The sequence below is a fragment of the Metabacillus sp. B2-18 genome (assembly GCF_021117275.1).
In the GTDB taxonomy this organism is placed as follows: domain Bacteria; phylum Bacillota; class Bacilli; order Bacillales; family Bacillaceae; genus Metabacillus.
In genome coordinates, this window is the sequence record NZ_CP088245.1 from 786,513 (window position 1) to 810,901 (window position 24,389).

Consider the following 24,389-nt stretch of genomic DNA (forward strand, 5'->3'; position numbering starts at 1 on the left):
TGTATGTCGAAAGTTGTTAACTGTATCTAAATACCTATGATATAGTTATTTAAATAAAAGTAATCGAAAGTGATTACTTTTTTATAAAAAAAGTGTGATGTATATCACAACTTATATTGAGTGGTTGTGTCATAGTAAATAAAAAAAGTAATCATTAACGATTACTCATGTCGGTGAGTAGATAAAAATCTACTCCTTATAGTCCACTTACCTCTTTTTATCTGGAATCCATTCATATAAATCTTCCATTGAACAATTAAGTAAATATGAAATCTCACGAGCTTTTTTATAAGACATTTGCTGTTTGTTATTCACATATTTATTAACTTGTTGTTTTGGAATATTCAACTTTAACGCTAATTCTTGTTGTGTCATTCCAGCTTTTCGCAAAAGGTCGGCAAGTAGACATCTACCGACACTATGTGGCAAAATGACACCTCGCTTTTTCTTTATGGGGGGAAGATTAAATGAAACAATCTGTCGATCTAAAAGAAATAATAGAAATAATAAAAAAAGAACAACTATTGGTAAGTGGGGAGAAGAAAATGGCTTAAATTTAAGCCTATTTTTTTTGCTCACCTGTTATTATCCTGTTAGCTTTAATCCACGCCATGATTCCTTTTAATTCTTCATCTGATAAAGGCTCACCTTCATAAGATATATTGTATTTCTCTCTAACTTCCCTAATTGATAAATCCACATCATTTATAAAATCATCTTGTTCTTTAGTACGATATTGAAAATCTGTAACACCTATTAAATAATCTGTGGTGACTTCGTAAAATTGGGCTAATTTAGCAAGTATTTCAGAACTTGGCTCTCGATCTCCAGCTTCATAACCGGAGAGCGTATTGTTTTTAACACCGATTTTTTCAGCAACAAACTTTTGGGATAAACCTTTTTTATCTCTTAAATATCTTAAACGTTTCCCCATAATATCGCTCATTAATTACACCTCACAATAAGATGATTTTACAGTAATTTCGCATATATTGAAATTATATTCACAAAAAGAGAAAAAATGTTTGACATTCGAGAATTGCGAATTTATACTTAGGTTAAGTTATTCGCATTACTCGAAATAAGGTGGTGATACTATTTGAAGTATACTGTTGGTCAAATAGCAAGATTTATAAGAATTCAAAAAGGTATTAAACAATCATTCGTATCTGATAAATTAGGCTTTAAATCACCTTCAAGCTATTCTGAAATTGAAAAAGGTGTCCGTCATTTATCTGCTGATAAAATCCCAATTCTTGCCGATGCGTTAGACGTAAGTATTGAAGAACTTTTTTTTGAAGATAAAATTCGCAAAATGAGAAATGATAATGATGTTATTGCTTAGTTAGTATCTGCTTAATCAGTAAATATATTGGAGGTGTTAATAGGAAATGTCTAAGGAGATTAAGGAAAAGATACTTTTGTTTTTTATGAATACAAGTACACCTCGTATCAAGGAGGAAGAAAGAAAAAATAAGAATGCTCAAAAGTCAGCATCATAAAGGAGATAATTTCAAATGTTTTCCTTATCTGAACACATTAAAGAAACAATTGACCGTGTGGATGGCTATCTTACTGGAACACTAATTGTAGATCTAGAAGCTAATACAGTTGAACTAGAAGTTACTAACCAAGATAAAACATCTTATATTCCTCTAACTGATTCTGATGATATTCAAGTAAGAAATGGAAATGAATATATTACGGTAACGATTGAACAGGCACTATCCACAAAAGAAAAATATATGGGTTGTTCTTTATTTGCTGGAATGTATGCACGAGTTAAGAAAGGCTCCTAAGGGGGCTTTTACAGAAGGACAAGCTTAATAGAATAGGAGATTGGTAAAGTGAATGATTTATATAGTTTGTTGTTGAGGAGAGAAGCGAAGTTAATTATGGAAATTGAAATACAAGAACGTCAGGGTAATTTTAGAGCAGCTCAAGAAGCCAGGGAATATAAAGAAATCATTACATCAAGAAGGTTACATATGGAAGGGCACATAAAGGAGAGTGCTTAATAATGATAGGAATATACGCGGGGTGTTTTGTGGGATTTCTATTCCTTTCGATGATCGTTTTCATCAAGTTAGAAAAAACAAAATAAGCAGTGTGCTGGTAACACAACTGCTCATACGAAATATTGGTTGAATTTCATTTTATCATCTGTGGAGATGATACGGCAATTAATTCTTGCCGTTAGAGTAAAGAGTCTTGTTGGAATTTCTAGATGATGTTTCTTTGCTCTAACAGTGAGAATTAGCACTCACTAAATCATTGTTAATTTATCTTATGCAGAAAGGAGGACAAGTATTCATGTCAGCGATATTAAAATGTCCAAAATGTAAAAAATCTTTTGCTGTTCCAGAAGACGAACGAGAAGATCATGATTGCCCTAATGGTTGTAACAATCAACCTGAGCACTTTGGTGTAGATTATTTCGGTAATGAAATTCTCAAAGGTGATTCAATCGTTATTGCAAACGGAGAAATAATCTTAGAAGAAAGTTTAGAAGATTATTTAATGGATGTTTTAGGTTTTGAGTATAAGAAAGCAAAATAGAGACCCGTGCTGGTAACACGAGTCAATAGTGATTCCATGTATATGAACAACTACATTTTAATGGATTCACTTCAAATAATCAATTGGAGGTTGAAATGAAAACTGTTGAAATCCCATTTAGTCGATCAAGGGAAGATCAAGTTAATTTAGGTCTCTCAGGTGGATATATCACGATTAAGCCAGATAACGAAATTGTTTTTCAGTTTGATACTCAAGAGCAATATCAAAAATATCTTGAGTTAAAAAATAAAAAAGGTGGTGCTACATATGGGATTAGTTAATCCATTACAAGAAATTGAATTGATGGATATTGAAGATATTAATTCTTTTTCAACAGAAGAAAACAGATTTGAAATCACTGACATTAACAGTTTGAATTGGGTTTTTCGCAAGGTTGCAGCATTAAAAACCAAAGAGAAAGAAATCCAGCAATTAGCAGATGTTGAACGTCAACGAATTGCAGATTGGGAAAAAGGTGAACTTTCCACTATTAATAACAGCCTTGAGTTCTTTGAAAATATGGTTACTCGATACCATGCAAAACAGTTAGCTGAAGATCCTAAAGCGAAAACACTTACTACTCCTTACGGTAAGTCAAAATCACGTAAGACAAAGGAAACTCCAGAAAAAGAAGATGAAGGTTTAATCCTTGATTATGTTCTTGAAAATGAAATGTTCGATTTCATCAAAAACAGTGTTAAGTGGGCCGAGTTTAAAAAGTCACTTCGTATTGCTGAAATTAGTGGAGAAAAAGTTGTTGTTGATCAGAACGGACAATTAGTAAAAGGTGTAACAGTAAAGCCTGAGTCAATCTCATTTAGCTTGGAAGTTTAGGAGGTTAATAGAATGAATGCAATTGAAGCGAAAGAAAAAGCAAAATCGAATCTTCCTAAGTTTGTTGATTCATATGTGAAAAAGGCAGTTGTTTCTATAAATAATAACATCAAAACATCAGTTGATTGTGGGCAATTTTCAACAAGAACAACATTGGCATTACCTGAGATAGTAAAAGAAGCTGTGATCCAAGAATTAGAAACACATTATCAAGACCTAGGTTATGAAGTAGTATCACATGGTTTGGTTAACTTTAAAATAATTGATATTTCATGGGCTTAAGAAAGTAGGGGTTAAATATTGGAAACTACAAATGCTGCTGAAATAACAACAGATAATTCAACGTATTTGATTTATGGAAATCCTGGTATGCGTAAAACGTCAACGGCAAATTATTTAGAAGGTAAAACACTTTATATTCCAATCGATAAGACACAAGCCCCATTAGCAGGGAATTCAAATATAGATATTGTTAAATTCGATACTTATGAAGCTTGGACGAATTGGAATAATCTTATGAAAGATCTGGCTACAGCTGATTTATCAAAATACGACACTATCTTTTTTGATAACATTTCGGAACTCACGAGATCTATGTTAGCTAATTTAGGTCGAGAAGGTAATAACAATCGTGTACCTTCACAAGGTAATTATCAACAAATTGATTTTTTCATCATTGATAGTGTTCGTTTTATTCAAACCTTAGGGAAACGTGTTGTATTCACGGCATGGGAAATGACAGATAAATGGGAATTACCTAGTGGACAAGCAGTCAATCGAGCTTATCCGGATATTCGGATTAAAATAATAAACAATTTTATGGGGCTATGCCAAGTAGTTGCGAAATCAGTTATCAACGAAGAAACAAAAAACTACGGTTTTATTTTAGAGCCATCACCTTACATTGCTGCCAAAAACCAACTAGATAAACGTAAGGCTTGTGCTCATGAAGATATATTCAAAATTGGTTACACACCAGAAAAACAAGGGGGAAATAATTAATGTCATTCTTTAAATTTGATGAAGAAAATGCAAGTACAGGATTCGAGTTAGTAGCAGAAGGTAAATATGAAGCTGTGATTGTTAATGCAGAAGCTGGGGTTACACAAGCGAAAAAACCTAAATTATCTGTAGACTTTGAGATTCGTAGTGATGTACCACAGAACCACCAAGGAGCCAAAGTACTTTACAATACTTTCACTTTTGAACATGAGGTTTCAGTTCGAATCGTCAATTCACTTTTAAAAGCTTGTGGTTTTGCTAACAATCATGCATTCAGTTCAGCTGATGATATGGCTAAGCAATTAATTAATAAAAACTTGAAAATAACTGTAAAACACGAGGAATATGACAAATTAGTTGATGGAGTTAAACAAAAACGGACTGCAGCAAAGGCTAAATATTATGATGTTTCAGATGTAGATCCAGTGTCGCAAAATGGTGGTTCAATTAACATCAGTGATGATGATCTCCCGTTTTAAAGAACTAAATAGGTATTGTACTAGCTTCTCTTTTTTATAGATAAATATAAAAAAATCGGAGGGCGAAATGAAAGAAAATCCATATAACTTTAACGAAATCCCTGCCGAATTAAAAGCCCTTCCTCAATGGATTTTGTGGAGATCTGAAAAACGTAATGGTAAGCCTACAAAGGTACCTTATCAAGTGGACGGAGAAATGGCTCAAGCAAACAACCGTCGTACATGGAGTACCTTTGCAACAGCAGTCAAATTTTATTTACAAGGTAACTATGACGGAATTGGATTTGTTTTTAGTCGCCAAGACAATTACATCGGTATTGATATTGATAAGTGTGTTGTGGACGGAAAAACAAATACGTTTGCAACAGAAATTATAGACACATTAGATAGTTACACTGAATTTTCTCCATCGGGAACAGGTATTCACATCATTGTAAAAGGTAACCTTCCACAATCTGTTTTAGGTACCGGAAGGAAAAACACTAAACATGGGTTAGAGATTTACTCCTATGGTCGTTATTTTAGCTTCACAGGGATTCGTGAAAACTCGAATGACGTTTATGAAAGAACAGATGAACTAGCTGAAATATTTGAAAAGTATTTTGACGATAGTGATATTCAAGGTCGGGTTAACTTAGCAGAGTTTGAAAAAGATGAAATTAAAATTTCAAATGATGTTTTGTGGGAAAGAATGTTCAGAAGTAAAAACGGTGATGAGATCCGGTCATTGTATAACGGTAATTTAATAAAAAATGATCATTCTGCCAGTGACTTGGCTCTTTGTAATCATCTAGCTTTTTGGACAGGTAAATCTGCAACTCGAATGGATACGATGTTTCGTGAGACTGCTCTTATGAGAGATAAATGGGACGTTATCCATTTTAGAGAAACTAATGAAACATACGGTGAGAGAACAATAGGAACTGCAATTTCATCAACTGCTACAACAATTCTAGATAACAAAGAGCAATTCCAAGAGTTTTCTTTTGAATTCAGTACTGGAGATGCAGAAGAAGAAGTTGAAGTGAAACCTAAGAAAAAGTTCCGGTTAACCGAGTTAGGGAATGCTGAAAGAATTGCTTATGAATATGGTCATGTAATCAAATATGTTTCAGACATTGGTTGGTTCATATGGGACGGCAAGCGATGGAAACTAGATACAAAAAAAGAGATTGAACGAATTACAGCTAAGGTTTTAAGGAGTCTGTATCAATCAGAAGAAGAATCAGAAACAAAGTGGGCCAGAATGTGCGAGCGAAGAAACATAAGGATGAATAGCATTAAAGATTTAATGCCTTTAGTTCCAGCAGAACGTGAAGATTTTGATCGTCATAAGTATTTACTCAATGTTGAAAATGGAATCGTTGATCTTAGGACAGGTAAGTTACAACTGCATGATCGAGACCTTAGGATAACAAAAATCACCAATGTTGAATTTGATGCAAATGCTAAACATCCAACATGGTCAGTCTTTTTAGATCAAATTTTCAAGGGTGATGAGGAATTGATCGAATATATGCAACGTCTGGTTGGTTACTCTTTAACTGGAGATATTTCAGAGCAATCGATGTATTTCTTGGTTGGTGGTGGCTCAAACGGTAAATCTACATTTGTAAATACAATTAAGAAACTATTAGGGGATTATGGAGCTCAAACTAAATCAGATACCTTCATTAAGAAAAAGGATACAGGCGCAAATAACGATATTGCAAGATTAGTAAATTCGAGATTTGTTTCAGCAGTTGAGTCGGAAGAGGGAGAAAAGTTACAGGAGTCACTTGTTAAGACGATTACTGGCGGTGAACCGATTTTGGCTAGATTCTTAAGACAAGAGTATTTTGAATTTACTCCTGAATTTAAAGTGTTCTTTACAACAAATCATAAGCCAATTATTGGTGGAGTAGATGATGGTATATGGAGAAGGGTAAAAATCATTCCTTTCACTTTAAACTTAAAACCTCATGAACGTGATAAGAAACTTGAAGAAAAATTGTCTATTGAAATGCCAGGTATTCTAAATTGGGCTATACAAGGTTGTTTAAAGTGGCAGCAGTCAGGTCTAAAAGAACCAAAAATTGTATTAGATGCTACTGGGAATTACAAAGAGGAAATGGACATTTTAGCACCTTTCTTAGGTGAGATATGTTATATCGATGATCCCAAAAATGAAGCGATAAAGATTGAAGCTAAGGAACTTTATAACATTTACGACAGTTGGTGCTTCAAGTCAGGTGAACGATCACTTGGTAATAGATCATTCTACAGAATGTTAGAAACAAAAGGCTTTGGAAAAATGAAAGGTGCAGGAAATAAAACATTTTTAACAGGAATAACCATAAAAGAACGGATGCCAGTTACTAAAAGTGTTACCGGAAACGATAAAACTAGCCATTTTAAGGTTACTTAATAACCATTTTATTAGTTTAGTAACTTTTAATAACTTTCATTAAATCCAGTCATAACAAGGGTTTAAGTTAACTTTTATTATTATTTAGTTATTTTAGTTATTGGGTTTTATATTAATTAAAAAAATAAAAAAATAAATATATATATATTAGGAGCAGTAATACCTAAATCCCGATAACAATAATAACTTTTAAGCTTAATCCCTTGGGGCTGTAAGGTTCGACAGAGTTATCTTTAATAACTTTTCGTTAACGAGGTCTGTTTTTAACGTTTTTAAGTAACTGTTAAATACGAGGTGATCGATTTTGCAGGTGTTAAATATTTTAAGCCAAATATGGAAATCAGGTGCAAACATTTATCTGGATAAAAAAGATGATCGAATAGCAATAAAAGATCAACATTTGATACCGTCAGAAGTTATGCAAGCAGCTGAAGAAAATTTCCAAGCTATCGATGATTGGTTTAAATCTTGGAAGGACGAAAGTGCGGAAAAAATCACACTCCAAAAAATGATTTATCAAATCTGTGGATGGCAAAAGAACGATAGATTAAATGATTGGTATGTTGCGGATGAAGATTCTCTCATGATGTTTATTGATTGGACCGTTGTTCTTGCTAAGAATGGCTGGAAGGATCTTTATGAAGATCATCGGCAATATGAGAATGGTGAATCTAATGAAATGGCTCGTGAGTTGTATAAACGTGCTGTTATATATGCGAAGAAAGGAGCATGATTATGAATTTGGAATATGAAGAAAAAGTCATTCGTGCAAAAAAACGAATTGAATTTTTACGGAAAATACACGGATTAAGAAAAAAAGATATTTATACTGCTATGGGTTTTAGCAGACAACATTATCATGAAAAATATCAAAGTAGTCCTGCTTTAAGTGTTAAATCATTAATCGGAATTACTAATTTATTTGGAATATCAGAATATGACTTATTACACTCAACTGACGAAGAATTTGAAGAAATACCAATTGTAAAGGCTTATTTCGATTATTCAAAAGCCTTAGTAGCGTATGAAAAAAATAAAATTGGTATTTGGGAATGCGAACCATTTGTTCAGAATTAGTTGGTTGGAAAAAGGAGTATAAAAAAGAGAAGGTTTTATCCCTTCTCTAATCCTTTAGTAATCAATGTTCGAATAGCTTCACTTCTGTTTTTAATACGATTATCAAATTGATAATCCTCAATGAGTTTAAGCATGTCATGTGAAATAGTAACTAATACTTGTGTGTTCTTATCTTTGTCGATTTTACCGCCCAAAAAAAATCACTCCTTTATAAGCATTATAAAGCCATATTGCTTATATATCAAACGTACATATATGTTATAATAGTTATATAGCTTATATAAGTTTACTGAGGTGATTTTAATGATTGAAGGTAATAGACACCTTTGGGATGATGAATTTAAAGCACATATAGACCACATAATACCCATTTCTAAGGGTGGGGATTCAAGTCCAGATAATCTGCAAGTATTGTGTAGAACTTGTAATCTCAGCAAGAAAGACAAGATATCATTCTAGCAATCTAGGAGTGAATGATTAAATGATTCATTACAAATATACAGATAGTGAAATAGAAAAAATTTTAAAAACGCTCACGATTGTAATAGACAGTCGTGAGCAAGTAAATCAACACATCTTGAATTACTTACACCAAAAAGATATCTCAGTTAGAATCCATAAGCTTGATCATGGCGATTATGGTTGTTGTATTCCGCAGAATTCAGATTTAGGAATACAAAGGGATATTTATTTAAACAGTTTTATAGAAAGGAAGGCTCATATTGACGAAATAACTGGAAACTTGCAAAAAGATACAAGACAAGCTTTCCAAAATGAATTAATAAGAGCGCAAAACAGTAGGTTTGTTCTTCTTGTGGAGGATAAGGACGGATATGAAAAAATGATTTGTGGCAAATATCGGTCTAAATATAATCCTCTTGCATTATTAGGAACGTTAAATAGCTTCAAGGCAAAATACAATTTTGAAATTGTTTATTTAGATCAAAGATTCAGTGGTAACTGGATATACCATCATTTTTATTACCAAGCAAAACATTATCTGAGAACTGGTGTCTTTTAATTCTTATGTTGAGGGGAGGACAAGTATGCGACTTATTCAACATATGGAAGATTATTATCGAAGTGAATTGCTTAATATGGGTTATTTTAAAACTCCTGATGGCCGTCAATTATATGAGTTAGAAATAGAAGAATTAAGAAGAATTTATGATATCGAAAAATTTAAAGTTTCAGAAAAATAATATGAAATGGGGATTAATCAATGGCAAAAGTTCAACTAAATCAAAAGGAACAACATTACGCAGACACTCGTGAAGAAGCAGAAGAAATTGTAACTGATGCAAAAGCAAATGATTCACTCATTATGAATAAAATCAGTGAAAAATATAACAAATATGGTCAGTATTTCTTAGTTGATTTAACGTACCAAGAAAATACACCTAAAGAAGTAATGGAGAGTAAACGAAAGAATGATTCTCCAGAAGGTCAATTAAGCATTGAAGATCATGAAGGCATTGAGTATACGGTTGATGAATCCGGAAGCGTTGAAGTAAGTAAAGATCAAACGAACATCGATGATGAAGAAAGTGAAGCACAACTCCAAAGGGTTAAATAATGAGTAAGGTCATCATTGCTGATGATCGGCCGGATTGGGTGAAGAAAGAAGATAGGGTTGCAGCGTGTCAAATTCGTTGCTCCCTTTTCAAAAGATGTTCATCAAGGATAGGTATTGATTGCAAACATCTTGGTGGGTCCGAGATACCCAAAATAAATAATAACAGGAAAGGAAAGGTGAAAAATGCCAGAAGTAATTAAATCTCAAAATATTAATTTTGAAGATACACCTATTAAACCTAATCACTATCAAACTGGTGGAATTGAAGTATTTGATTACATGAAAGCAAAAATGACTGAGGAACAATTTGAAGGTTTTTGTATCGGTAATGTAATTAAATATACTTCTCGTTATCACCATAAGAACGGAATTGAAGATTTAAAGAAAGCACAGCGTTATTTAGATGTTCTTATCGATTTTAAGGTGAGCAGCAATGGCTAAGACTAAAAATCCTGTATTAATAAAAGCGCGTCAAGAAGGATATAACAATGGTTTTAAAGTCGGTTTTGATCAAGGTGTTGTTACTGGAAGAAATGCAGCTACTCATATATTAGCAGCTAAATTTGATGGATTAAGCAAAGTGCCTGGTATAGGTCCTAAGTTAATGGATAAGATCGTGGGTCATTTTGGAAAAGAATATTTTCAGGAGGTACCAGATGAATATAAAGAAATTGTTCGAGATGCAGAAGGTTCTAGATAACCATATTTTAAGAGAACAGAATTTGAATGTAGCTCCTTTTGATAAACGTTGTTTGGCATTAGTGGTAGAACTTGGAGAATGTGCGAATGAGGAAAAGTCTTTTAAATATTGGAAAGTTCCTGAGAAAAGAAAGCCAAACGTTAAAGCTTTAAGAAATCCAGCCATGATGTCAGAGGATCAAGAGTGGTACAACCCTCTACTTGATGAGTATGTGGATTGTCTACATTTCGTAGTTTCTTTAGGTATCTCGATTGGTGTTGATCCAGAAAAGGTTAAGCCTGTAAGAATCAATTGGGAAGAGATTCCTGAAAAAGATTTAACAAATCATATCCTAGCTTTAACTCGTAAAGTGATCAATCTGAATTACACAAGATCAAAGCCTGTATGGTTTAAAGTCTACAATGATTTTTACACTTTTGGTATCATGCTTGGATTTACTTCAGAAGAGATTGAACAAGCTTACATGGAAAAAAATCAAATAAATCATGAACGGCAAGAATCTGGTTACTAATGAGAGGTGTAATAAATGGCAAGTAGAGCACTAAAAGATCTTACAGTTTCTGATTATTGGAAAATGAAAGAAAGACTTAAATACGATCATTTTATTGCTGCTGAGTTATATATTCACATTAATACTTTAGATAAGTGGAAGCGTGCTAAGGGAATCTATATTTACAGAAAATCTAAGTGAACAATCGACACAAATAGCGAAGGAGGAATTAAAAATGAAATGTGATAAATGTGGTGGAAGAATGGTTTATTCAAGTGAGTATATAGTTATGTTTGACGGTGTGGAAGTTGAGTTATTAAAATGCAAAAACTGTGGAATTGAGAAGCCAGTTAAAGAAAAGCTTAATGCGTAGTTCGCTTAAGGGGTATATGAATGGAATTGAAAAAGTGTCCTAAATGCAAAGAAAGAATTATTCTGATGGATTCGGAGTGTTGCTCTAACTGTAAACGCAAGACCTAAATAGCGTAATAAGGAAGGATGTTGAAAATGAACGATTTATTAAAACGTATTGAACAGTTAGAAAAGGAGAATAAAGTCCTTCAAACAATGCTTGAAAGCAGTCAAGGAAACACAAAGGCTTGGGTTAAGAAATACGAGGAAGTAGCAGGAAAACTGGAAACATTTAAGTGTGGGTCTTGTGGTGTAATTCACAAAACAACAAGAGGTAAGATGACTGAAAAAAAACAGAAGGAGGGATTTTTTGTGGATGAGGTCCAAAAGTTCATCGCTAACAACCAACATCAATTCGGATACATTATGCAAGAAGCAAGTAGACAATGGATTGAGAAAGATCCTGTAGGTGCCTTAACAGTAGGTGAATGTAACTTTGTTATTCAAAAATATGGGTCATACCATGAGATCCTAAAGAATGTTCAAGCTGTAGATACTCTCAACGAAACTAGACGTAAGCGTGATGAAGTAAAAGGTAAATTAGAAGTTGCTCTAAAAAAAGCTTCTCATTGGAAAAAAGCATTTGAAAATGAAAACCGGATTGCTGGTAAGTTGCAAAAGAAAGTCGAACGGTATGAAATGATGTATGAAAATACAGGCGCCATTTTTAATCGTCCGAATATGAAACAACAAGTTGAAGATTTGACAAAGGTAATAGCTAGAAATCTTGTTGCTTGGGATACCTCAAAAGATAAACGTGAAGGGTTATTACCAGAAGTGTATTTGACTAATAAATATTGGTACAAGCAGTTGACTGGAGAAGAATATTTTGAGCACAAGGCGGTTAAGAAATTCAATATTGATTAATACGCAGTCCAAGGAGTGGAGGCAAAAGTGGATTATACATTTATATTTTTACTTGGTTGGCTTATAGGTGTAGTTACAGGTCTTTGTGAGAGGTTTTCAAAGAAAAGTTAATGCGTAATCCAAGGATTTAGCGCAGTAATAAGAAGGGAGTCAATTCAATGATTGTAATGTTTCAAATCCTGTTAATGGCAGTTATTTTGATAACCGCTCTTGGTGCAGTCGCAGAGAAGGATAAAGAGGCTAGAACAAACTTAACATCTATTGTATTTGCTTCTATTGCTGCATGCCTTATCACATTTGCAATATAGAGGTGTAAACCAATCGTAAGAGGAGGTAACATATGAATATCCTTGTTGGAGATAAATATAAAATCACATCGGATAAACTAAATATAACGGTAAATGAAAGCTACGAAAAATTAAATGATGAGAAAGAACCTACAGGAGAAATTGACTTCAAACCAATCGGACATTTCGGTAATTTAGTACAAGCTTGTAACTTTCTTCTAGATAGAGATATAAAAATAGGTGATGCCGAAAACCTTTCAGAATTATTTAAAGAAATACACGCAGCTAAGAAACGAATTTGTGAATCAATAAGTAACAAATAAGCGTTGTTATCCACAACTTACTGTTAATAAACTTAATAACTGTGTATATAATCATATATTCACATAAGAGGAGCGGACCAAATGAACAAAGATTACATTTTCTTTTGTCAGAATTGTGGACTGCCTCAAAGAATAACAAACTATGTGATTAAGAAATATTTTATCTCTTATGGAGTAAAAGGATTTTATTGTTCAAACTGCTGTGCTTATAACAAATTTACAGATGAAGAAAAGCAAGTGCTCTTGAATGATTGAATTAGGGGTGGAGTGAATTGGTAGCTAATAAAAGAAAGCACAAAAAACGATTGGGTAAGTTAATAAACAAAAGAATTAAAGAAGCGGATAAACAGAGAGTTGAGAGCAACTGGAGAAATATATTCGTAAAGAAAGGAATTCTAAAGGAGGAGATTCTTAATGATAAGTAAGGTTCATACTTGGAAAATGACTGAGGAAGAACGTCTTGCTTATATTGAAAAACATCCAATTATTCCAACAGAGAAGCCTAAAGGTTCAAGCTATTCAGGTGTATATGATATTCCAGCATACCGTAAGAAACAGGAAGAGAGAAGATTACGTGGGATTGAAAACAGTAAAAAGTAAAATAAAAAAGAGCCAAGGATTTCTCCTTAACTCAATGCACAAATTGATTATATCATAGGAGGGATCCAAAGGTGGGAAAACAAATATCTTTCAAACTTCCTGAAATTGATCGAAAAGAAACTCAACTTAATGTTGAAACGGCTATAGAAACATATCGTATGTACTTACTTACTATTCCAGAAGAAAAACTTCCCAAGGTGACGGCATCTTATTCACTTATCCCTCCTTCAAATACAAACGGATTTCATTCGACAACTGAAGATATTGCGATTGATCGTGTGGATTATGAACGTGAAAGAGAAGAATATATTGAGCGTTTCCGAAAAGCTGTAAATCGATTATCTAAAAGAGAACGGGAAGCAGTAATACTTAGATACTTAGGTGAAGAAGAATTATTCGATTATGAGGTTTATAACCAAATGGGTATGAGTGAATCTTATTACCATCAAAATTTTAAACCAAGGATATTTTATAAATTGGCATTAGCTTTAAGATTAGAAGTTTATAAGAAAAAGGAGGGTGAATCATGATATGTATAAGTTGTGGTGGTGACGGATACTTAGTATTCAGTAACGGTAGAACAAAAGAGTGTTATAGATGTAATGGTACTGGCGAAATAAATGATGAAGAAGAGGAATAGTTTTCATAACGATACAAAAACGTTTTTAAAACGAATAAAGAATGAGCATTAGGTTATAAAGGTGCTAATATGGTATTAACGAAATATATCAAAGAGGGACACTTACATTTAATTGTGAGTGTCTTTTTGTTTATCTAATGTATTTACACTTAAATAGATTGAAAGTGTCTTAGAATCGAATCTGATAAGCGAGAAGGTGATTGGATGAAGTTAGCTGACCATTTAGATGATGAACAAAAGAATAAACTTAATCAGTTAAAGAAACCTAAACCATCCAAGAAGAAACAATCACCTAAGAAAAAGAAAATAGAAGAACGTGTTGATTGGGTAGATATTATGGGTATGAATCGTGATACTTACAAACGTAACCGAGGAGCAATAAGGAGGAAGTAATGCTAAAGAGTTGTAAGCATTGTGGAAGGATCCATGAAAGATCATTCCAGTGTCCAAGTAAACCTAAAAGAACAAACTACAAAGTAACACACGTTGATAAATTTAGATGGACTGCAGCATGGCAAAAGAAACGTAAACACATCAATCAACGTGATAAATACTTGTGTCAGATCTGCATTAGAGAATTATATAACACTCAACAAAGATATAACTTTACTAACATAGAAGTCCATCACATCGTACCGATTGTGGAAGACTGGAACAAAAGATTAAAAGATAATAATTTAATTTGTTTGTGCAAGTATCATCATGAGATGGCTGAGAGTGGAGAGATAAGTAGAGAAGAATTGTTGGAGATCGTTAAGGTTCAAGAGATGAAACATGCATTTTAGGTCCCCCCGGGGGTCTTTTAGGCTTTTTTCGATTTTTCCTACACCACGCTGCCCAGTACGGTCAAAAAAAATTCCCGAAATGAAAAATTCTAGGAGGTGAGGAAATGGCGAGACCTACCAAGAGTGTAAAAACTATGAGTAAGAATTTAACGAAAGAGGAAATTCAAACTCGTACAGATACGGAGACTAAACTTAGAGGTGCAGCTGACAGTATTTCCCCTCCAGAACATCTTAATGCTAAACAGGTGAAAATATTTTCATATATTGTGGAAGAGTTAGAAGCAAGTGGTATCCTTGGTAATTTAGATGTTCATATATTGGGAATCTGCGCTACTGCAATCGATCGAATTCAGCAGATTGAGATTATAATAAACAAAGATTTTGATAAGATTTTTGACAAATCACTTATGAGTGCAAAGGATAAATATACAAAAGAATTCTTTCGCTGTTGTAATGAATTAAGTTTATCTCCACAAAGTCGCGCTAAGTTAGGGACAATAAACTTTCAAGTAAAGCAAAAAGAAGATGATCCTTTGTTGCAAGTGTTGGCTGGTGGTAAGAAATGATATTTGAAAAAGCTATAGCATATGCAGAAAAAGTTGTCTCTGGTGAGGAAATAACAACAAAAGAGGTCAAAATTCAATGTGACTGGTTCCTGAAAGAACTAGAAGAACAAGAGAATGATGATTTTCCTTACTATTTTGATGAAGAGGAAATTGTTAAAGTGGAAGGAATTCTTTCTCTTCTAAACTTTGCTACTGGGTTAGGGGTAACTGGTAAGACAATCTTAGAAGGTTTAGAAGGGTTTCAAGCATTTTTTCTCGTAAATATTTTCGGATGGAGATTCAAAGAGGATAGTGAAAAGTACCGTTATCGAGATGTTACTTTATTTATACCTCGCAAAAATGCAAAAACTTTTATATGCGCTTTAATCATAATCATCCTAATGCTAACTGAGGATGATTTTTCTGAGTTTTATTCAATCTGTTTGGATCGAGAATTAGCCGGTGAAGTAAAAAAGGCAATGACTCAAATCATACAAGCAAGTCCAAACATTAGTAAGTATTTTGTTATTCCAAAAACACTAAGCTCACGAATAATTTGTAAGCTTACAAATAGTTTTTATCAGGCCCGTACAGCAGAAGCGAATAAGAACAACTCGATTCGTCCATCTGCATTTATTGCCGATGAAGTTGGGGCTTTTAAAGAATATAAAAACATTAATGCAATGAAATCAGGACAACTAAATGTAAAAAACCCTCTAATGTTTAAATTAACCACGGCATATGCAGAAGATAAATCAATCATGTTAGAGGAAATTAGCTATATTCAGAAGGTTTTTAATGGCCTTATTGATGATGATAGAATGTTTGCACTGTTGTATTATGCAGAACCTGAGAATCTTTGGAATGAGACTGGATTGTACCAAGCAAATCCTCTAAGGATTGAAGAAAATTATAATGAAATCCGAGATAGTCGTAAAAAGGCTATAGAGAAGCCGGCAGAGCGTGAAGAGTACCTTTGTAAGCATATGAATCATTTTCTCCCTTCGAACAGTGGAGAAGCTTATATAAGACTTGATGATCTTCAAAAATGTAAGATTGATAGCTTTGATTGGTCTGGGAGACAAGTTTGGTTAGGCTTGGATTTAGCAATGACTAATGACAACTGCTCTTATTCTATGGTGACTGAAGAAGATGAAAAAATTTATGGTGAATCTTTTGCTTTTGTACCAACTGAAAGAATACCTGAGAAAAACAAATTTGAAAAAATAAATTACTACGATTTCATAAAAGAAGGTGTTTGTTTTTCATGTGGTGATATGACGGTTGATTATGGATTTATTGAAGAAATTATCTTGTCTGTGGAAGAAAAACATAATGTAATCGTTATGGGAATAGCCTATGACCGATATAACTGTTTATCAACTGCCCAAAGGTTAGAGCGTGAAGGATATAAGACGGTAGAAGTAAAGCAACATTCAAGTGTTCTTCATCCAGCAACTAAGTTACTTCAAGAAAAAATTCTAAACAGAGAATTTCATTATACAGAAAACAAGTTACTGGAAATTAACTTTCAAAATGCCAAAGTTACAGAAGATAACAACAAAAATAAATATGTAAATAAGAAGAAATCCAATGGGAAAGTGGACATGGTAGTAAGTTTAATTAATGCCATCTACTTATTACAACAAGATGTTATATTCAATCCTGACTCTGATTGGGGTGCTCAAGTTATTTAGAGGAGGTGAAAAATGATGGGGATAATGAAACAATGGAAAGAATTCAGGCAGTACCAGGAACAAAGAGAAAGTATGACTATGGAAGAATTACTTTTAAGTGTTGGAATAACCACAGAAGTGATATCAAAAGACCAAGCTTTGAATATTCCTGCTGTTAGTGCTTGTCTTGGTGTTATTTCTGATACTGTTGCAGCATTACCAATTGTCCTTTACAAGGAAGATAAAGGAAAAGTAAATGTAGTAAATGATGATGTAAGGATAAACCTCTTAAACGATGATACGTACGATACACTTGATGGATTTCAGTTTAAAAAAGCATTGGTTGAGGATTATCTCTTGTGTGGTGCTGGATATGCATATATAAATCGTGAGAGAAACAATGTAAAAAGCCTTCACTATGTGGACAATGTAAATCTATCGGTAAATATTAATGCAGATCCGATATTTAAGAAATACGATATTCTTGTTAATGGTGCAAATTATAGAGATTTTGAATTTATAAAGCTTACTAGGAAATCAAAAGATGGTGTAACTGGTAAGGGAATTATTGATGAAAATAATAAAATGTTGTCAGTGGCATACAATTCTCTAGTTTTTGAGGATTTACTTGTGAAAACTGGGGGGAATAAAAAAGGATTCTTAAAAAGTCAAGGGCGGTTATCACCTGAAGCTATTAAAGAATTAAAAAATGCCTGGAACAACCTTTACAAAAATAACAGTGAAAATGTTGTTATTTTAAATAATGGCCTAGATTTCCAAGAAGCATCAAATACTTCTGTTGAAATGCAGTTGAATGAGAATAAGAAAACAAACTCTATTGAAATCTGTAAATTATTTGTTGTTCCTCCCTCAATTTTAGAAGGATCTGCAAGTGATGATGAATATAACAACTGGATAAAGGTATGTATACTACCTATATTAGCTGCGATGCAGACAGCTTTGAACAAGGACCTTTTACTTCCGAGTGAAAAAGGTTCTTTTTATTTTTCCTTTGATACTAAAGAACTCCTAAAAGGTGATATGGAAAAGCGGTTTAAAGCATATGAAATTGCGGCCAAAAATGGAATATTTCAAATCGATGAAATTCGATATAAGGAAGATTTACCTCCATTAGGTTTAGATTTTATCAAATTAGGATTACAAGATGTCCTCTATAATCCGAAAACGAAAGAAATTTATACACCTAACACAAACCAATCAACAAATATTGATAATCCTACAAAGCAATTGGGAGGAGGTGAAGAAAATGAGAATAGAAATTAGAGGAAATCAAGTTTTACTCGATGGCTATGTTAATGCTGTGGGGCGTGAAAGCAGAATTTTACCATCACCTAGAGGGAGATTTAGAGAACAAATTGTTCCAAAGACTTTCGAAAAAGCATTATTAAAGGCAGAGGATGTTGAGTTGCGTTTTAACCATGATAAGCATCGTAAGCTAGGATCTACTAAAGAAGGTAACTTGGAATTGCGTGAAGACAATATTGGACTAAGGGCAATTGCAACAGTTACAGATGAAGAAGTGATTCAAAAGGCAAAAAAAGGTGAGTTAAGAGGCTGGTCCTTTGGTTTTATTGATAATAAGCCTAATTGGATTGACGGAGAAGATGGCATCCAGAAGAGATTTTTAGAGGATATTGATCTTTTGGAAGTATCCATCTTGGACAAAACCCCTGCTTATATTGCAACGTCAATAGAAGCTCGCGGAGAAGACAGTGTTGTATCTGAACAAAGAAGTGATGATTTTAAAGCGGAAATTGAAGATCTAAGTCCAGAAATGAATGAGCAAAGGGATTTAGACTATTCCCTTTATGATAAAGAATTAGAATTCCTTAAATTGAAAGGTGGAAATTAATAATGACATTTCAAAATGTATTAGCAAAACCAGAAATCGAGTATCGTTCAATGCCGTCCCTTTTGGAACAACGTAATAACCTATTAGACGAGATGGATGGGTTACTTAAGAAAGCTAAAGAGGAAACAAGAGCATTTTCTGACGAGGAAACAAAACGTTTTGATGATATCAAAAGTGAAGTTGCAAAGATTGATAAAACGTTAGCTGCCGAAGAAGAAGCTCGTTCATTCGAGAAAAAAGAAGTTAAAAAACCTTCTGGAGAAGAAGAACAACGTGCGCTTGATGAAGCAAACTTCCTTAAATTTGTACGAGGTGAAGAACGTGCATTGGATGTTGCCTCTAATGGTGGAGTAATTCCTACTCATATTGCTAACAAGATCATTGAAAAAGTAAAAGAATTATCTCCAATCTATTCTATGGCTACAATTTACAATGTTGGCGGAGATTTAGTTTTCCCTGTATATGATGAAGCAACTTCTTCAATTAGTGCAACGTATGTTGATGATCTAACGGAACTTACTGAAGGTACTGGTAAATTTACAACAGTTAAACTACAAAACTTTATTGTTGGTTGCTTAGCTAAGATTTCAAAATCTTTAATGAACCGTACCGATTTTGATTTACTTTCATTTGTTATCACTAAAGTAGCAAAGGCTATTGCTGAGTTCTTAGAGAAGGAATTAATTGTGGGTACTGCAACTAAAATGACAGGTGTTTTATCATCTACAAATGTGGTAACTACTGCAAGTGGTGCTGCAATTGTTGCAGACGAACTAATTGATTTACAAATGACAGTTCCAGAAGTTTACCAAGGTAATGCATCTTGGATATTAAACAAGTCCACATTCAAAGCAATCCGTAAGTTAAAAGATGGTGATGGAAATTATCTATTAAATAAAGATGCAACAAATGGATTTGGTTGGACATTACTCGGAAAACCTGTTCATATTACTGAAAGCATGCCTGAGATTGCATTAAATGCAAAAGTTATTGCTTACGGTGATTTCAGTGGTTTATATGTTAAGCTTGCTCAAAATGTTGAACTTCAAGTTCTTAATGAAAAATATGCAACTCAACACGCTATCGGAGTAGTAGGATATGTGGAAGTGGACTCTAAGATTGTTGAACCACAAAAACTCGCTTTATTGAAAATGGCTGCTGCATAATTCGAAGGTGGTTAATTCCACCTTCTTTTTTAGGAGGTGAAACAAATGAAAGTAAAAGCTTTGGTTAGTTTCGCAGGTATAGTTACAATGGGAAAAAATGAAGTTAGAGAAATTAAGGATAATGACGTACGTGAGAGTCTTATTCGTGTTGGATACGTTGAAGAAATTATACAACCTGACCTAGTTATTACAGGAATAAAAACAGATGATAATACTGCTGAAAATGAAGATAAAGTTGAAAGTGAAAAAGTACCTGAAACTGATAAAAATGATGAAGTTGAAGAAAAGCCTAAAAATCAGTCTAAAAAGAAGGGTGAAAACTAATGAAAATTAGTGAAGTAACCACAAATGACTTGATCGAATATGCTCGAGAAACTGCTGATTCAGAAGTAACAAAAACATTTGGTACTATTTTGCTTGCTGCTAAGTCTTATATTAGAAATTACACAGGTCTTACTGTTGAACAGATGGATGCTAAAGAGGATTTAACCATTGCTCTGATGGTTTTAGCTAATGAAATGTATGAAAACCGAGTATTTACTGTTCAAGATAACAAAGTAAACGTGGTAATTAAATCAATTCTGGATATGCACTCCATCAATCTTTTATAAGGGGTGATCTAAATGAATCCAGGGCTTCTTGATAAACGTTTATCTTTTTCTTTTGGGTCAATTTGGGCTAAAAGAATAGTTAAGTCAAAGAGAAGTGAGAACGAACAAAATGAGGAAGAGTATGAGTTTATTATTCGAAAGAATAATGAAATTGATTCGTATTTAACTTTTACCTCGGACGGTGTAAAATACCTCGTACTCACAGTTGATAATTATGAAAAAGAAAAAGGTTACATGGTATTAAAGTGTGAGAAAGCAAAGATTCATACTTTTTATGATACATGTACTATAAAAAGATATGTAGAAAGTGAATCAGTTAGTGGTGAAACAATATCTAATTTTCTACCTGTTTATACAAATGTAGCTTGTGAATTAGTAAGGTTGGAAACTGCCACAACTAATGAAACTGAGCAACAAACTGATATGAACCATAGGTATGAACTATACGTTGAGAATGAAACAGATATAAAAATTGGGGATAAATTAGAGGTTGCTCACAAAGGTGACCTTTATAATGTGGAAGTGAGAGATTATTTTAAATCACATACACATCAGGTTGTAACGATAGAACTTGAAGGTGAAGCATAATGATAAAAATGCAGTTTAAGAACTTTAAAAAGTTTGAGGAACATCTTCAGGAACTACAAAAAAACTTCCCTGAAGAACTTGAACAGTTTCTTTTAGATGTTGCAAAATCACTTAATCGTTCTGTTTTAAAACGTACCCCTGTACTGACGGGTGAATTGAAAAATAGTTGGAAGATAAGCAGCGTTACAAGATCCGGTGATTCAATTTATATCACAATTTTTAATGATGCCACGACTGAATATGAAGGTAGGCAAGTTCCTTTGGCTCCTTTTGTTGAATTTGGGCACAAAGTAGTTAATAAAAGTGGTGAAGTTGTAGGTAAGGCCGATGGCTACTACATGTTAACAACCTCTATAAAAGCAACTAACAAACAGATTCCAAGAAGGTTAAGAAAGATATTTGATAAGTTGGTGGCAAGCCTATGATCTTGGATATTCGTGAAAATATAATAAAAACTCTAAAGACTAATTTTCAAAATCATAAAATATATGGTGAAAAGAAAACCCAAGGCTTAACAAGGCCTTGTTTTTTTGTGGACATTTTACCGATAGATGCTCAAAAAATCACTCCGAATATGCAAGAGAAGTCTTATATTGTAGACGTCCAATACATGTCTTTAGAGGATACAAAGTTAAAGAACCTAGAAATGTCAGAAAAAATTTCGCAGTTATTTACACATGTTATTGGAACTGGTGGTAAGAGAATATCAGTTACAAATGAACGATTTGAAATCATCGATGGTATTTTACATTACCTTTTTGACATTGATTTCATTTTAATTGGTAAACAAACTGATGAACATGAACTAATGAAAAACATTAACCTTAATAGGGAGGTATTCACTTGGGACTTCCACGAGTAAATATATTATTTGAACAATTGGCGGCAAGTGCTATTCAGCGTGGTGAGCGTGGAATTGTAGCTTTGCTTCTAAAAGATGCAGCAGCACAAGGCACTCATGAAATTATTATGGATACAGATATTCCTACTGGTTTATCTGATGCTAACAAAAAGCAGATTAAATTAGCTTTAATCGGGGGAGTAAATGCCCCACTAAAAGTTATTGTACGTGTTGGTGATCCTGTTACAGAAACAGATTGGTCATTAGGATTAGCTTGGTTGGAAACAGTTAAATTTGATTATCTGGTTATTCCTGAGATTGTAACGGCAGAACTTTCAACAGTAACATCATGGGTTGGTAGTCAGCGAACCAACAGAAAAATGATAAAGGCTATTCTGCCAGATCATGCAGCTGATAAAGAATACATTATTAATTTCACAACTGATTCAATTGTAGTAGGTGAAGAAACATACACTAGCGCACAATTTTGCTCTAGAATTGCAGGATTAATTGCTGGAACGCCATTGAACATTGCTACAACATTTCAATCATTGCCTGAAATATCTTCGGTCCAATCTTATACTAAAACACAACTTGATACTGCAATAGATAATGGGGAATTTGTAATTTATCATGATGGAGAAAAAGTAAAGGTCGCCCGGGGTGTTACATCTTTTGTTACTACTACACAAACAAAGGGTGAAAGTTTTAAAAAGATTAAAATAGTGGAAATTCTAGATCTGTATTATACCGATATCACTAAGACTATTTCAGATAACTATATTGGTAAATATCCAAATAGTTATGATAATAAGGTTCTTTTAATTACAGCGATTCAAGCTTACCACAGACAGTTAGAAGCTGATCAACTGCTTGATGTGAATGTTAATGTAGTCGGAATAGATCTTGATGCTCATCGCGAGTATTTAACAAATAACGGTGTTGATATAACAAGTATGACTGATGAAGAAATTAAAACTGCAAATACAGGCGATGACGTCTTTATCGGGTCTAGAATTAAACCTCTAGACGCAATGGAGGATATCTCTGTGAAAGCTTATTTATAGGGGGTAATGTTAGATGTTTAATCCTGATCATGCTATATCTGGTACTCATGGAGAAGCTTGGGTTGATGGTGAAAAATTTGCTGAAGTATACGGACTACAAGCAAAAATAGATTTATTAAAAGAAGATGTGCCAATGTGCGGAACTAATAACGGCACAGGTAAAAAGTTGATGGGATGGGAAGGTAAAGGTTCCATTAGATTTAATAAGATCAATTCGAAAATCTTAAAAAGACAGTTAGATGCTCTGAAAGAAGGGAAAGAACTAAGGGTTACGATTGTATCAAAGTTAGCTGATCCGGCTTCATTGGGGGCAGAGCGTGTTTCAATACCTAACTGTACATTTGATGATATTACTCTTGCTGATTGGGAATCCAAGACAATTTTACAAGAAGAAAAACCATTCACTTTCAGCGATATGCCAGTATTAATCGATTCGATTGGAGTGTAGTAAATGAGTAACTTTCTATTAAACATTGATCCTAAAAAATTTGAACTTCCCTCTAAGCAGGTTAAAATTAAACGTTTAGGTGAAGATGCTGTTTTTACTCTTAAAGGTTTAGATAATCCTAGAATAGAAGAAATAAGAGAAATGGCAACTAATAAAGATGGCGAATTAAATATTGCAGAATTTCAAGCGGAAACCATCCTATCTGCAGTAATTGAGCCTAACTTAAGGAATGGAGAGTATTTAAAACACTTTGGTGTTGCTACTCCGTATGATTTAGTTGATAAGCTATTTTTGCCAGGGGAAAGACAATATATCTATGGTACTATTCAAGATCTAAGTGGTTTTGCAGATGATGCAATTGAAGAAGTAAAAAACTAGTGAAGAGGGACGGAATGACTGCAATGATGTATCACTATTGGGTACATGGTCGTTTGCGTCCCTCTTTCTTTTCAGAGATGAGTCAAAATGAATTAACGATAATACGAGCATTTTTTGAATTAGAAGTTGAAGAGATAAACCAATTGGGGGAGGTGTGAG

The 24,389-nt window shown here is 33.5% G+C and carries 48 protein-coding genes; 45 read left to right on the top strand and 3 right to left on the bottom strand.

From position 1 onward, the window contains the following. Positions 1–207 precede the first annotated feature (207 nt). Both LPC09_RS04075 and LPC09_RS04080 read right to left on the bottom strand, forming a co-directional pair. Complete coding sequence (locus tag LPC09_RS04075) at positions 208–579, bottom strand: helix-turn-helix transcriptional regulator (RefSeq protein WP_231309040.1); 372 nt, start codon at positions 577–579, stop codon at positions 208–210. After that, the gene (locus LPC09_RS04080) at positions 563–946 is read right to left on the bottom strand and encodes a helix-turn-helix domain-containing protein (RefSeq protein ID WP_231309041.1); all 384 of its coding nucleotides are present in this window, start codon (positions 944–946) and stop codon (positions 563–565) included. The genes LPC09_RS04075 and LPC09_RS04080 overlap by 17 nt, the downstream gene beginning before the upstream one ends. Before the next feature lie 153 nt (positions 947–1,099). Here LPC09_RS04080 and LPC09_RS04085 point away from each other — a divergent pair, with 153 nt between their 5' ends. The 12 genes from LPC09_RS04085 (at position 1,100) to LPC09_RS04140 (ending at position 8,358) form a co-directional block, all read left to right on the top strand. Next, positions 1,100–1,345, top strand: a complete 246-nt coding sequence (locus LPC09_RS04085; protein ID WP_231309042.1) for a helix-turn-helix domain-containing protein — start codon at positions 1,100–1,102, stop codon at positions 1,343–1,345. Positions 1,346–1,517: 172 nt separating this feature from the next. Continuing rightward, positions 1,518–1,799 (top strand): hypothetical protein, encoded by a 282-nt coding sequence (locus LPC09_RS04090; protein ID WP_231309043.1) that lies wholly within the window; start codon positions 1,518–1,520, stop codon positions 1,797–1,799. Positions 1,800–1,847: 48 nt separating this feature from the next. Further along, a complete protein-coding gene (locus LPC09_RS04095; protein ID WP_231309044.1) occupies positions 1,848–2,018 on the top strand; it encodes a hypothetical protein in 171 nt (56 codons plus the stop codon). Positions 2,019–2,313: 295 nt separating this feature from the next. Next, on the top strand, positions 2,314–2,559 hold the full coding sequence (locus LPC09_RS04100) for a YqaI family protein (RefSeq protein WP_231309045.1): 246 nt from the start codon (positions 2,314–2,316) through the stop codon (positions 2,557–2,559). 95 nt (positions 2,560–2,654) lie between these two features. Continuing rightward, positions 2,655–2,840, top strand: a complete 186-nt coding sequence (locus LPC09_RS04105; RefSeq protein WP_231309046.1) for a hypothetical protein — start codon at positions 2,655–2,657, stop codon at positions 2,838–2,840. Next, on the top strand, positions 2,827–3,393 hold the full coding sequence (locus LPC09_RS04110) for a host-nuclease inhibitor Gam family protein (RefSeq protein ID WP_231309047.1): 567 nt from the start codon (positions 2,827–2,829) through the stop codon (positions 3,391–3,393). The genes LPC09_RS04105 and LPC09_RS04110 overlap by 14 nt, the downstream gene beginning before the upstream one ends. Before the next feature lie 12 nt (positions 3,394–3,405). Then, entirely contained in the window at positions 3,406–3,675 is a 270-nt protein-coding gene (locus LPC09_RS04115) for a hypothetical protein (RefSeq protein ID WP_231309048.1), read from the top strand. An 18-nt stretch (positions 3,676–3,693) separates the two neighbouring features. After that, positions 3,694–4,395 carry an AAA family ATPase gene (locus LPC09_RS04120; RefSeq protein ID WP_231309049.1) on the top strand — a complete coding sequence of 234 codons (702 nt, stop codon included), beginning with the start codon at positions 3,694–3,696 and terminating at the stop codon, positions 4,393–4,395. Continuing rightward, positions 4,395–4,874, top strand: a complete 480-nt coding sequence (locus LPC09_RS04125; RefSeq protein WP_231309050.1) for a DUF669 domain-containing protein — start codon at positions 4,395–4,397, stop codon at positions 4,872–4,874. The genes LPC09_RS04120 and LPC09_RS04125 overlap by 1 nt, the downstream gene beginning before the upstream one ends. Positions 4,875–4,941: 67 nt before the next feature. Next, entirely contained in the window at positions 4,942–7,281 is a 2,340-nt protein-coding gene (locus tag LPC09_RS04130) for a phage/plasmid primase, P4 family (RefSeq protein WP_231309051.1), read from the top strand. 304 nt (positions 7,282–7,585) lie between these two features. Next, positions 7,586–8,014 carry a hypothetical protein gene (locus LPC09_RS04135; RefSeq protein WP_231309052.1) on the top strand — a complete coding sequence of 143 codons (429 nt, stop codon included), beginning with the start codon at positions 7,586–7,588 and terminating at the stop codon, positions 8,012–8,014. After that, positions 8,011–8,358: a hypothetical protein gene (locus tag LPC09_RS04140; RefSeq protein WP_231309053.1), complete on the top strand. Its 348-nt coding sequence runs from the start codon at positions 8,011–8,013 to the stop codon at positions 8,356–8,358. The genes LPC09_RS04135 and LPC09_RS04140 overlap by 4 nt, the downstream gene beginning before the upstream one ends. 35 nt (positions 8,359–8,393) lie before the next feature. On the opposite strand, the gene LPC09_RS04145 is transcribed toward LPC09_RS04140, so the two are convergent. Beyond that, positions 8,394–8,552, bottom strand: coding sequence for a ribbon-helix-helix domain-containing protein (locus tag LPC09_RS04145; protein ID WP_231309054.1), 159 nt, complete (start codon positions 8,550–8,552; stop codon positions 8,394–8,396). A gap of 109 nt (positions 8,553–8,661) precedes the next feature. Here LPC09_RS04145 and LPC09_RS27535 point away from each other — a divergent pair, with 109 nt between their 5' ends. The 33 genes from LPC09_RS27535 (at position 8,662) to LPC09_RS04300 (ending at position 24,388) form a co-directional block, all read left to right on the top strand. Continuing rightward, the gene (locus LPC09_RS27535; protein ID WP_442920014.1) at positions 8,662–8,817 is read left to right on the top strand and encodes an HNH endonuclease; all 156 of its coding nucleotides are present in this window, start codon (positions 8,662–8,664) and stop codon (positions 8,815–8,817) included. 22 nt (positions 8,818–8,839) lie between these two features. Then, entirely contained in the window at positions 8,840–9,379 is a 540-nt protein-coding gene (locus LPC09_RS04150) for an ERCC4 domain-containing protein (protein WP_231309055.1), read from the top strand. A 25-nt stretch (positions 9,380–9,404) separates the two neighbouring features. Then, the gene (fbpA, locus tag LPC09_RS04155) at positions 9,405–9,560 is read left to right on the top strand and encodes a Fur-regulated basic protein FbpA (RefSeq protein WP_231309056.1); all 156 of its coding nucleotides are present in this window, start codon (positions 9,405–9,407) and stop codon (positions 9,558–9,560) included. Positions 9,561–9,580: 20 nt separating this feature from the next. Next, on the top strand, positions 9,581–9,934 hold the full coding sequence (locus tag LPC09_RS04160; RefSeq protein WP_231309057.1) for an organic solvent tolerance protein OstA: 354 nt from the start codon (positions 9,581–9,583) through the stop codon (positions 9,932–9,934). 183 nt (positions 9,935–10,117) lie between these two features. After that, positions 10,118–10,375, top strand: coding sequence for a DUF3310 domain-containing protein (locus LPC09_RS04165; RefSeq protein ID WP_231309058.1), 258 nt, complete (start codon positions 10,118–10,120; stop codon positions 10,373–10,375). Beyond that, positions 10,368–10,634, top strand: a complete 267-nt coding sequence (locus LPC09_RS04170; protein WP_231309059.1) for a helix-hairpin-helix domain-containing protein — start codon at positions 10,368–10,370, stop codon at positions 10,632–10,634. The genes LPC09_RS04165 and LPC09_RS04170 overlap by 8 nt, the downstream gene beginning before the upstream one ends. Further along, a complete protein-coding gene (locus LPC09_RS04175) occupies positions 10,591–11,145 on the top strand; it encodes a dUTP diphosphatase (protein ID WP_231309060.1) in 555 nt (184 codons plus the stop codon). Before LPC09_RS04170 ends, LPC09_RS04175 begins: the two co-directional genes overlap by 44 nt. Positions 11,146–11,160: 15 nt before the next feature. Further along, positions 11,161–11,325, top strand: a complete 165-nt coding sequence (locus LPC09_RS04180; protein WP_231309061.1) for a hypothetical protein — start codon at positions 11,161–11,163, stop codon at positions 11,323–11,325. A gap of 34 nt (positions 11,326–11,359) precedes the next feature. Next, a complete protein-coding gene (locus LPC09_RS04185) occupies positions 11,360–11,497 on the top strand; it encodes a hypothetical protein (RefSeq protein WP_231309062.1) in 138 nt (45 codons plus the stop codon). 134 nt (positions 11,498–11,631) lie between these two features. Beyond that, entirely contained in the window at positions 11,632–12,402 is a 771-nt protein-coding gene (locus LPC09_RS04190) for a hypothetical protein (RefSeq protein ID WP_231309063.1), read from the top strand. A gap of 158 nt (positions 12,403–12,560) precedes the next feature. Next, positions 12,561–12,710, top strand: coding sequence for a hypothetical protein (locus LPC09_RS04195; RefSeq protein WP_176550969.1), 150 nt, complete (start codon positions 12,561–12,563; stop codon positions 12,708–12,710). A gap of 32 nt (positions 12,711–12,742) precedes the next feature. Continuing rightward, positions 12,743–13,012 (top strand): hypothetical protein, encoded by a 270-nt coding sequence (locus LPC09_RS04200; protein ID WP_231309064.1) that lies wholly within the window; start codon positions 12,743–12,745, stop codon positions 13,010–13,012. 81 nt (positions 13,013–13,093) lie between these two features. After that, on the top strand, positions 13,094–13,267 hold the full coding sequence (locus tag LPC09_RS04205) for a hypothetical protein (protein ID WP_176550970.1): 174 nt from the start codon (positions 13,094–13,096) through the stop codon (positions 13,265–13,267). A 17-nt stretch (positions 13,268–13,284) separates the two neighbouring features. Further along, a complete protein-coding gene (locus LPC09_RS04210) occupies positions 13,285–13,437 on the top strand; it encodes a DUF3983 domain-containing protein (RefSeq protein WP_141549643.1) in 153 nt (50 codons plus the stop codon). Next, positions 13,427–13,612, top strand: a complete 186-nt coding sequence (locus LPC09_RS04215; RefSeq protein ID WP_231309065.1) for a hypothetical protein — start codon at positions 13,427–13,429, stop codon at positions 13,610–13,612. Before LPC09_RS04210 ends, LPC09_RS04215 begins: the two co-directional genes overlap by 11 nt. A 71-nt stretch (positions 13,613–13,683) precedes the next feature. Beyond that, the gene (locus LPC09_RS04220) at positions 13,684–14,142 is read left to right on the top strand and encodes an ArpU family phage packaging/lysis transcriptional regulator (RefSeq protein ID WP_231309066.1); all 459 of its coding nucleotides are present in this window, start codon (positions 13,684–13,686) and stop codon (positions 14,140–14,142) included. Continuing rightward, entirely contained in the window at positions 14,139–14,252 is a 114-nt protein-coding gene (locus LPC09_RS27540; RefSeq protein WP_442920015.1) for a YuiA family protein, read from the top strand. Before LPC09_RS04220 ends, LPC09_RS27540 begins: the two co-directional genes overlap by 4 nt. A 204-nt stretch (positions 14,253–14,456) precedes the next feature. Beyond that, positions 14,457–14,645, top strand: a complete 189-nt coding sequence (locus LPC09_RS04225; RefSeq protein ID WP_231309067.1) for a hypothetical protein — start codon at positions 14,457–14,459, stop codon at positions 14,643–14,645. Next, positions 14,645–15,037, top strand: coding sequence for an HNH endonuclease (locus LPC09_RS04230; protein ID WP_231309068.1), 393 nt, complete (start codon positions 14,645–14,647; stop codon positions 15,035–15,037). Before LPC09_RS04225 ends, LPC09_RS04230 begins: the two co-directional genes overlap by 1 nt. A 104-nt stretch (positions 15,038–15,141) precedes the next feature. Continuing rightward, positions 15,142–15,603: a phage terminase small subunit P27 family gene (locus LPC09_RS04235; RefSeq protein ID WP_231309069.1), complete on the top strand. Its 462-nt coding sequence runs from the start codon at positions 15,142–15,144 to the stop codon at positions 15,601–15,603. Then, positions 15,600–17,279 (top strand): terminase large subunit, encoded by a 1,680-nt coding sequence (locus LPC09_RS04240; protein ID WP_231309070.1) that lies wholly within the window; start codon positions 15,600–15,602, stop codon positions 17,277–17,279. The genes LPC09_RS04235 and LPC09_RS04240 overlap by 4 nt, the downstream gene beginning before the upstream one ends. 15 nt (positions 17,280–17,294) lie before the next feature. Continuing rightward, on the top strand, positions 17,295–18,542 hold the full coding sequence (locus LPC09_RS04245; RefSeq protein ID WP_231309072.1) for a phage portal protein: 1,248 nt from the start codon (positions 17,295–17,297) through the stop codon (positions 18,540–18,542). Then, positions 18,526–19,131, top strand: a complete 606-nt coding sequence (locus tag LPC09_RS04250; protein ID WP_231309073.1) for an HK97 family phage prohead protease — start codon at positions 18,526–18,528, stop codon at positions 19,129–19,131. Before LPC09_RS04245 ends, LPC09_RS04250 begins: the two co-directional genes overlap by 17 nt. A 2-nt stretch (positions 19,132–19,133) precedes the next feature. Continuing rightward, a complete protein-coding gene (locus tag LPC09_RS04255) occupies positions 19,134–20,297 on the top strand; it encodes a phage major capsid protein (RefSeq protein ID WP_231309074.1) in 1,164 nt (387 codons plus the stop codon). A 45-nt stretch (positions 20,298–20,342) separates the two neighbouring features. Beyond that, complete coding sequence (locus tag LPC09_RS04260) at positions 20,343–20,621, top strand: hypothetical protein (RefSeq protein WP_231309075.1); 279 nt, start codon at positions 20,343–20,345, stop codon at positions 20,619–20,621. Beyond that, positions 20,621–20,908: a head-tail connector protein gene (locus LPC09_RS04265; protein WP_231309076.1), complete on the top strand. Its 288-nt coding sequence runs from the start codon at positions 20,621–20,623 to the stop codon at positions 20,906–20,908. Before LPC09_RS04260 ends, LPC09_RS04265 begins: the two co-directional genes overlap by 1 nt. A 12-nt stretch (positions 20,909–20,920) precedes the next feature. After that, complete coding sequence (locus tag LPC09_RS04270) at positions 20,921–21,496, top strand: phage head closure protein (protein ID WP_098795508.1); 576 nt, start codon at positions 20,921–20,923, stop codon at positions 21,494–21,496. Next, a complete protein-coding gene (locus LPC09_RS04275; RefSeq protein ID WP_098795509.1) occupies positions 21,496–21,921 on the top strand; it encodes an HK97 gp10 family phage protein in 426 nt (141 codons plus the stop codon). Before LPC09_RS04270 ends, LPC09_RS04275 begins: the two co-directional genes overlap by 1 nt. Next, entirely contained in the window at positions 21,918–22,358 is a 441-nt protein-coding gene (locus tag LPC09_RS04280; protein ID WP_098795510.1) for a phage tail terminator family protein, read from the top strand. Before LPC09_RS04275 ends, LPC09_RS04280 begins: the two co-directional genes overlap by 4 nt. Next, on the top strand, positions 22,340–23,404 hold the full coding sequence (locus LPC09_RS04285; protein WP_231309077.1) for a phage tail sheath subtilisin-like domain-containing protein: 1,065 nt from the start codon (positions 22,340–22,342) through the stop codon (positions 23,402–23,404). Before LPC09_RS04280 ends, LPC09_RS04285 begins: the two co-directional genes overlap by 19 nt. A 13-nt stretch (positions 23,405–23,417) precedes the next feature. Next, positions 23,418–23,852, top strand: a complete 435-nt coding sequence (locus LPC09_RS04290) for a phage tail tube protein (RefSeq protein WP_231309078.1) — start codon at positions 23,418–23,420, stop codon at positions 23,850–23,852. 3 nt (positions 23,853–23,855) lie between these two features. Further along, positions 23,856–24,230, top strand: coding sequence for a phage tail assembly chaperone (locus LPC09_RS04295; RefSeq protein WP_231309079.1), 375 nt, complete (start codon positions 23,856–23,858; stop codon positions 24,228–24,230). A gap of 14 nt (positions 24,231–24,244) precedes the next feature. Beyond that, on the top strand, positions 24,245–24,388 hold the full coding sequence (locus LPC09_RS04300; protein ID WP_231309080.1) for a hypothetical protein: 144 nt from the start codon (positions 24,245–24,247) through the stop codon (positions 24,386–24,388). Position 24,389 lies beyond the last annotated feature (1 nt).

Excerpts from the sequence above, each read along its gene's own strand:
- LPC09_RS04080 (WP_231309041.1), bottom strand. The coding sequence starts at position 946 with ATGAGCGATATTATGGGGAAACGTTTAAGATATTTAAGAGATAAAAAA.
- LPC09_RS04090 (WP_231309043.1), top strand. The coding sequence starts at position 1,518 with ATGTTTTCCTTATCTGAACACATTAAAGAAACAATTGACCGTGTGGAT.
- LPC09_RS04100 (WP_231309045.1), top strand. The coding sequence starts at position 2,314 with ATGTCAGCGATATTAAAATGTCCAAAATGTAAAAAATCTTTTGCTGTT.
- LPC09_RS04105 (WP_231309046.1), top strand. The coding sequence starts at position 2,655 with ATGAAAACTGTTGAAATCCCATTTAGTCGATCAAGGGAAGATCAAGTT.
- LPC09_RS04110 (WP_231309047.1), top strand. The coding sequence starts at position 2,827 with ATGGGATTAGTTAATCCATTACAAGAAATTGAATTGATGGATATTGAA.
- LPC09_RS04115 (WP_231309048.1), top strand. The coding sequence starts at position 3,406 with ATGAATGCAATTGAAGCGAAAGAAAAAGCAAAATCGAATCTTCCTAAG.
- LPC09_RS04125 (WP_231309050.1), top strand. The coding sequence starts at position 4,395 with ATGTCATTCTTTAAATTTGATGAAGAAAATGCAAGTACAGGATTCGAG.
- LPC09_RS04130 (WP_231309051.1), top strand. The coding sequence starts at position 4,942 with ATGAAAGAAAATCCATATAACTTTAACGAAATCCCTGCCGAATTAAAA.
- LPC09_RS04140 (WP_231309053.1), top strand. The coding sequence starts at position 8,011 with ATGATTATGAATTTGGAATATGAAGAAAAAGTCATTCGTGCAAAAAAA.
- LPC09_RS27535 (WP_442920014.1), top strand. The coding sequence starts at position 8,662 with ATGATTGAAGGTAATAGACACCTTTGGGATGATGAATTTAAAGCACAT.
- LPC09_RS04150 (WP_231309055.1), top strand. The coding sequence starts at position 8,840 with ATGATTCATTACAAATATACAGATAGTGAAATAGAAAAAATTTTAAAA.
- fbpA (WP_231309056.1), top strand. The coding sequence starts at position 9,405 with ATGCGACTTATTCAACATATGGAAGATTATTATCGAAGTGAATTGCTT.
- LPC09_RS04160 (WP_231309057.1), top strand. The coding sequence starts at position 9,581 with ATGGCAAAAGTTCAACTAAATCAAAAGGAACAACATTACGCAGACACT.
- LPC09_RS04165 (WP_231309058.1), top strand. The coding sequence starts at position 10,118 with ATGCCAGAAGTAATTAAATCTCAAAATATTAATTTTGAAGATACACCT.
- LPC09_RS04170 (WP_231309059.1), top strand. The coding sequence starts at position 10,368 with ATGGCTAAGACTAAAAATCCTGTATTAATAAAAGCGCGTCAAGAAGGA.
- LPC09_RS04175 (WP_231309060.1), top strand. The coding sequence starts at position 10,591 with ATGAATATAAAGAAATTGTTCGAGATGCAGAAGGTTCTAGATAACCAT.
- LPC09_RS04180 (WP_231309061.1), top strand. The coding sequence starts at position 11,161 with ATGGCAAGTAGAGCACTAAAAGATCTTACAGTTTCTGATTATTGGAAA.
- LPC09_RS04185 (WP_231309062.1), top strand. The coding sequence starts at position 11,360 with ATGAAATGTGATAAATGTGGTGGAAGAATGGTTTATTCAAGTGAGTAT.
- LPC09_RS04190 (WP_231309063.1), top strand. The coding sequence starts at position 11,632 with ATGAACGATTTATTAAAACGTATTGAACAGTTAGAAAAGGAGAATAAA.
- LPC09_RS04195 (WP_176550969.1), top strand. The coding sequence starts at position 12,561 with ATGATTGTAATGTTTCAAATCCTGTTAATGGCAGTTATTTTGATAACC.
- LPC09_RS04200 (WP_231309064.1), top strand. The coding sequence starts at position 12,743 with ATGAATATCCTTGTTGGAGATAAATATAAAATCACATCGGATAAACTA.
- LPC09_RS04205 (WP_176550970.1), top strand. The coding sequence starts at position 13,094 with ATGAACAAAGATTACATTTTCTTTTGTCAGAATTGTGGACTGCCTCAA.
- LPC09_RS04215 (WP_231309065.1), top strand. The coding sequence starts at position 13,427 with ATGATAAGTAAGGTTCATACTTGGAAAATGACTGAGGAAGAACGTCTT.
- LPC09_RS27540 (WP_442920015.1), top strand. The coding sequence starts at position 14,139 with ATGATATGTATAAGTTGTGGTGGTGACGGATACTTAGTATTCAGTAAC.
- LPC09_RS04225 (WP_231309067.1), top strand. The coding sequence starts at position 14,457 with ATGAAGTTAGCTGACCATTTAGATGATGAACAAAAGAATAAACTTAAT.
- LPC09_RS04230 (WP_231309068.1), top strand. The coding sequence starts at position 14,645 with ATGCTAAAGAGTTGTAAGCATTGTGGAAGGATCCATGAAAGATCATTC.
- LPC09_RS04235 (WP_231309069.1), top strand. The coding sequence starts at position 15,142 with ATGGCGAGACCTACCAAGAGTGTAAAAACTATGAGTAAGAATTTAACG.
- LPC09_RS04240 (WP_231309070.1), top strand. The coding sequence starts at position 15,600 with ATGATATTTGAAAAAGCTATAGCATATGCAGAAAAAGTTGTCTCTGGT.
- LPC09_RS04245 (WP_231309072.1), top strand. The coding sequence starts at position 17,295 with ATGGGGATAATGAAACAATGGAAAGAATTCAGGCAGTACCAGGAACAA.
- LPC09_RS04250 (WP_231309073.1), top strand. The coding sequence starts at position 18,526 with ATGAGAATAGAAATTAGAGGAAATCAAGTTTTACTCGATGGCTATGTT.
- LPC09_RS04255 (WP_231309074.1), top strand. The coding sequence starts at position 19,134 with ATGACATTTCAAAATGTATTAGCAAAACCAGAAATCGAGTATCGTTCA.
- LPC09_RS04260 (WP_231309075.1), top strand. The coding sequence starts at position 20,343 with ATGAAAGTAAAAGCTTTGGTTAGTTTCGCAGGTATAGTTACAATGGGA.
- LPC09_RS04265 (WP_231309076.1), top strand. The coding sequence starts at position 20,621 with ATGAAAATTAGTGAAGTAACCACAAATGACTTGATCGAATATGCTCGA.
- LPC09_RS04270 (WP_098795508.1), top strand. The coding sequence starts at position 20,921 with ATGAATCCAGGGCTTCTTGATAAACGTTTATCTTTTTCTTTTGGGTCA.
- LPC09_RS04275 (WP_098795509.1), top strand. The coding sequence starts at position 21,496 with ATGATAAAAATGCAGTTTAAGAACTTTAAAAAGTTTGAGGAACATCTT.
- LPC09_RS04280 (WP_098795510.1), top strand. The coding sequence starts at position 21,918 with ATGATCTTGGATATTCGTGAAAATATAATAAAAACTCTAAAGACTAAT.
- LPC09_RS04290 (WP_231309078.1), top strand. The coding sequence starts at position 23,418 with ATGTTTAATCCTGATCATGCTATATCTGGTACTCATGGAGAAGCTTGG.
- LPC09_RS04295 (WP_231309079.1), top strand. The coding sequence starts at position 23,856 with ATGAGTAACTTTCTATTAAACATTGATCCTAAAAAATTTGAACTTCCC.
- LPC09_RS04300 (WP_231309080.1), top strand. The coding sequence starts at position 24,245 with ATGACTGCAATGATGTATCACTATTGGGTACATGGTCGTTTGCGTCCC.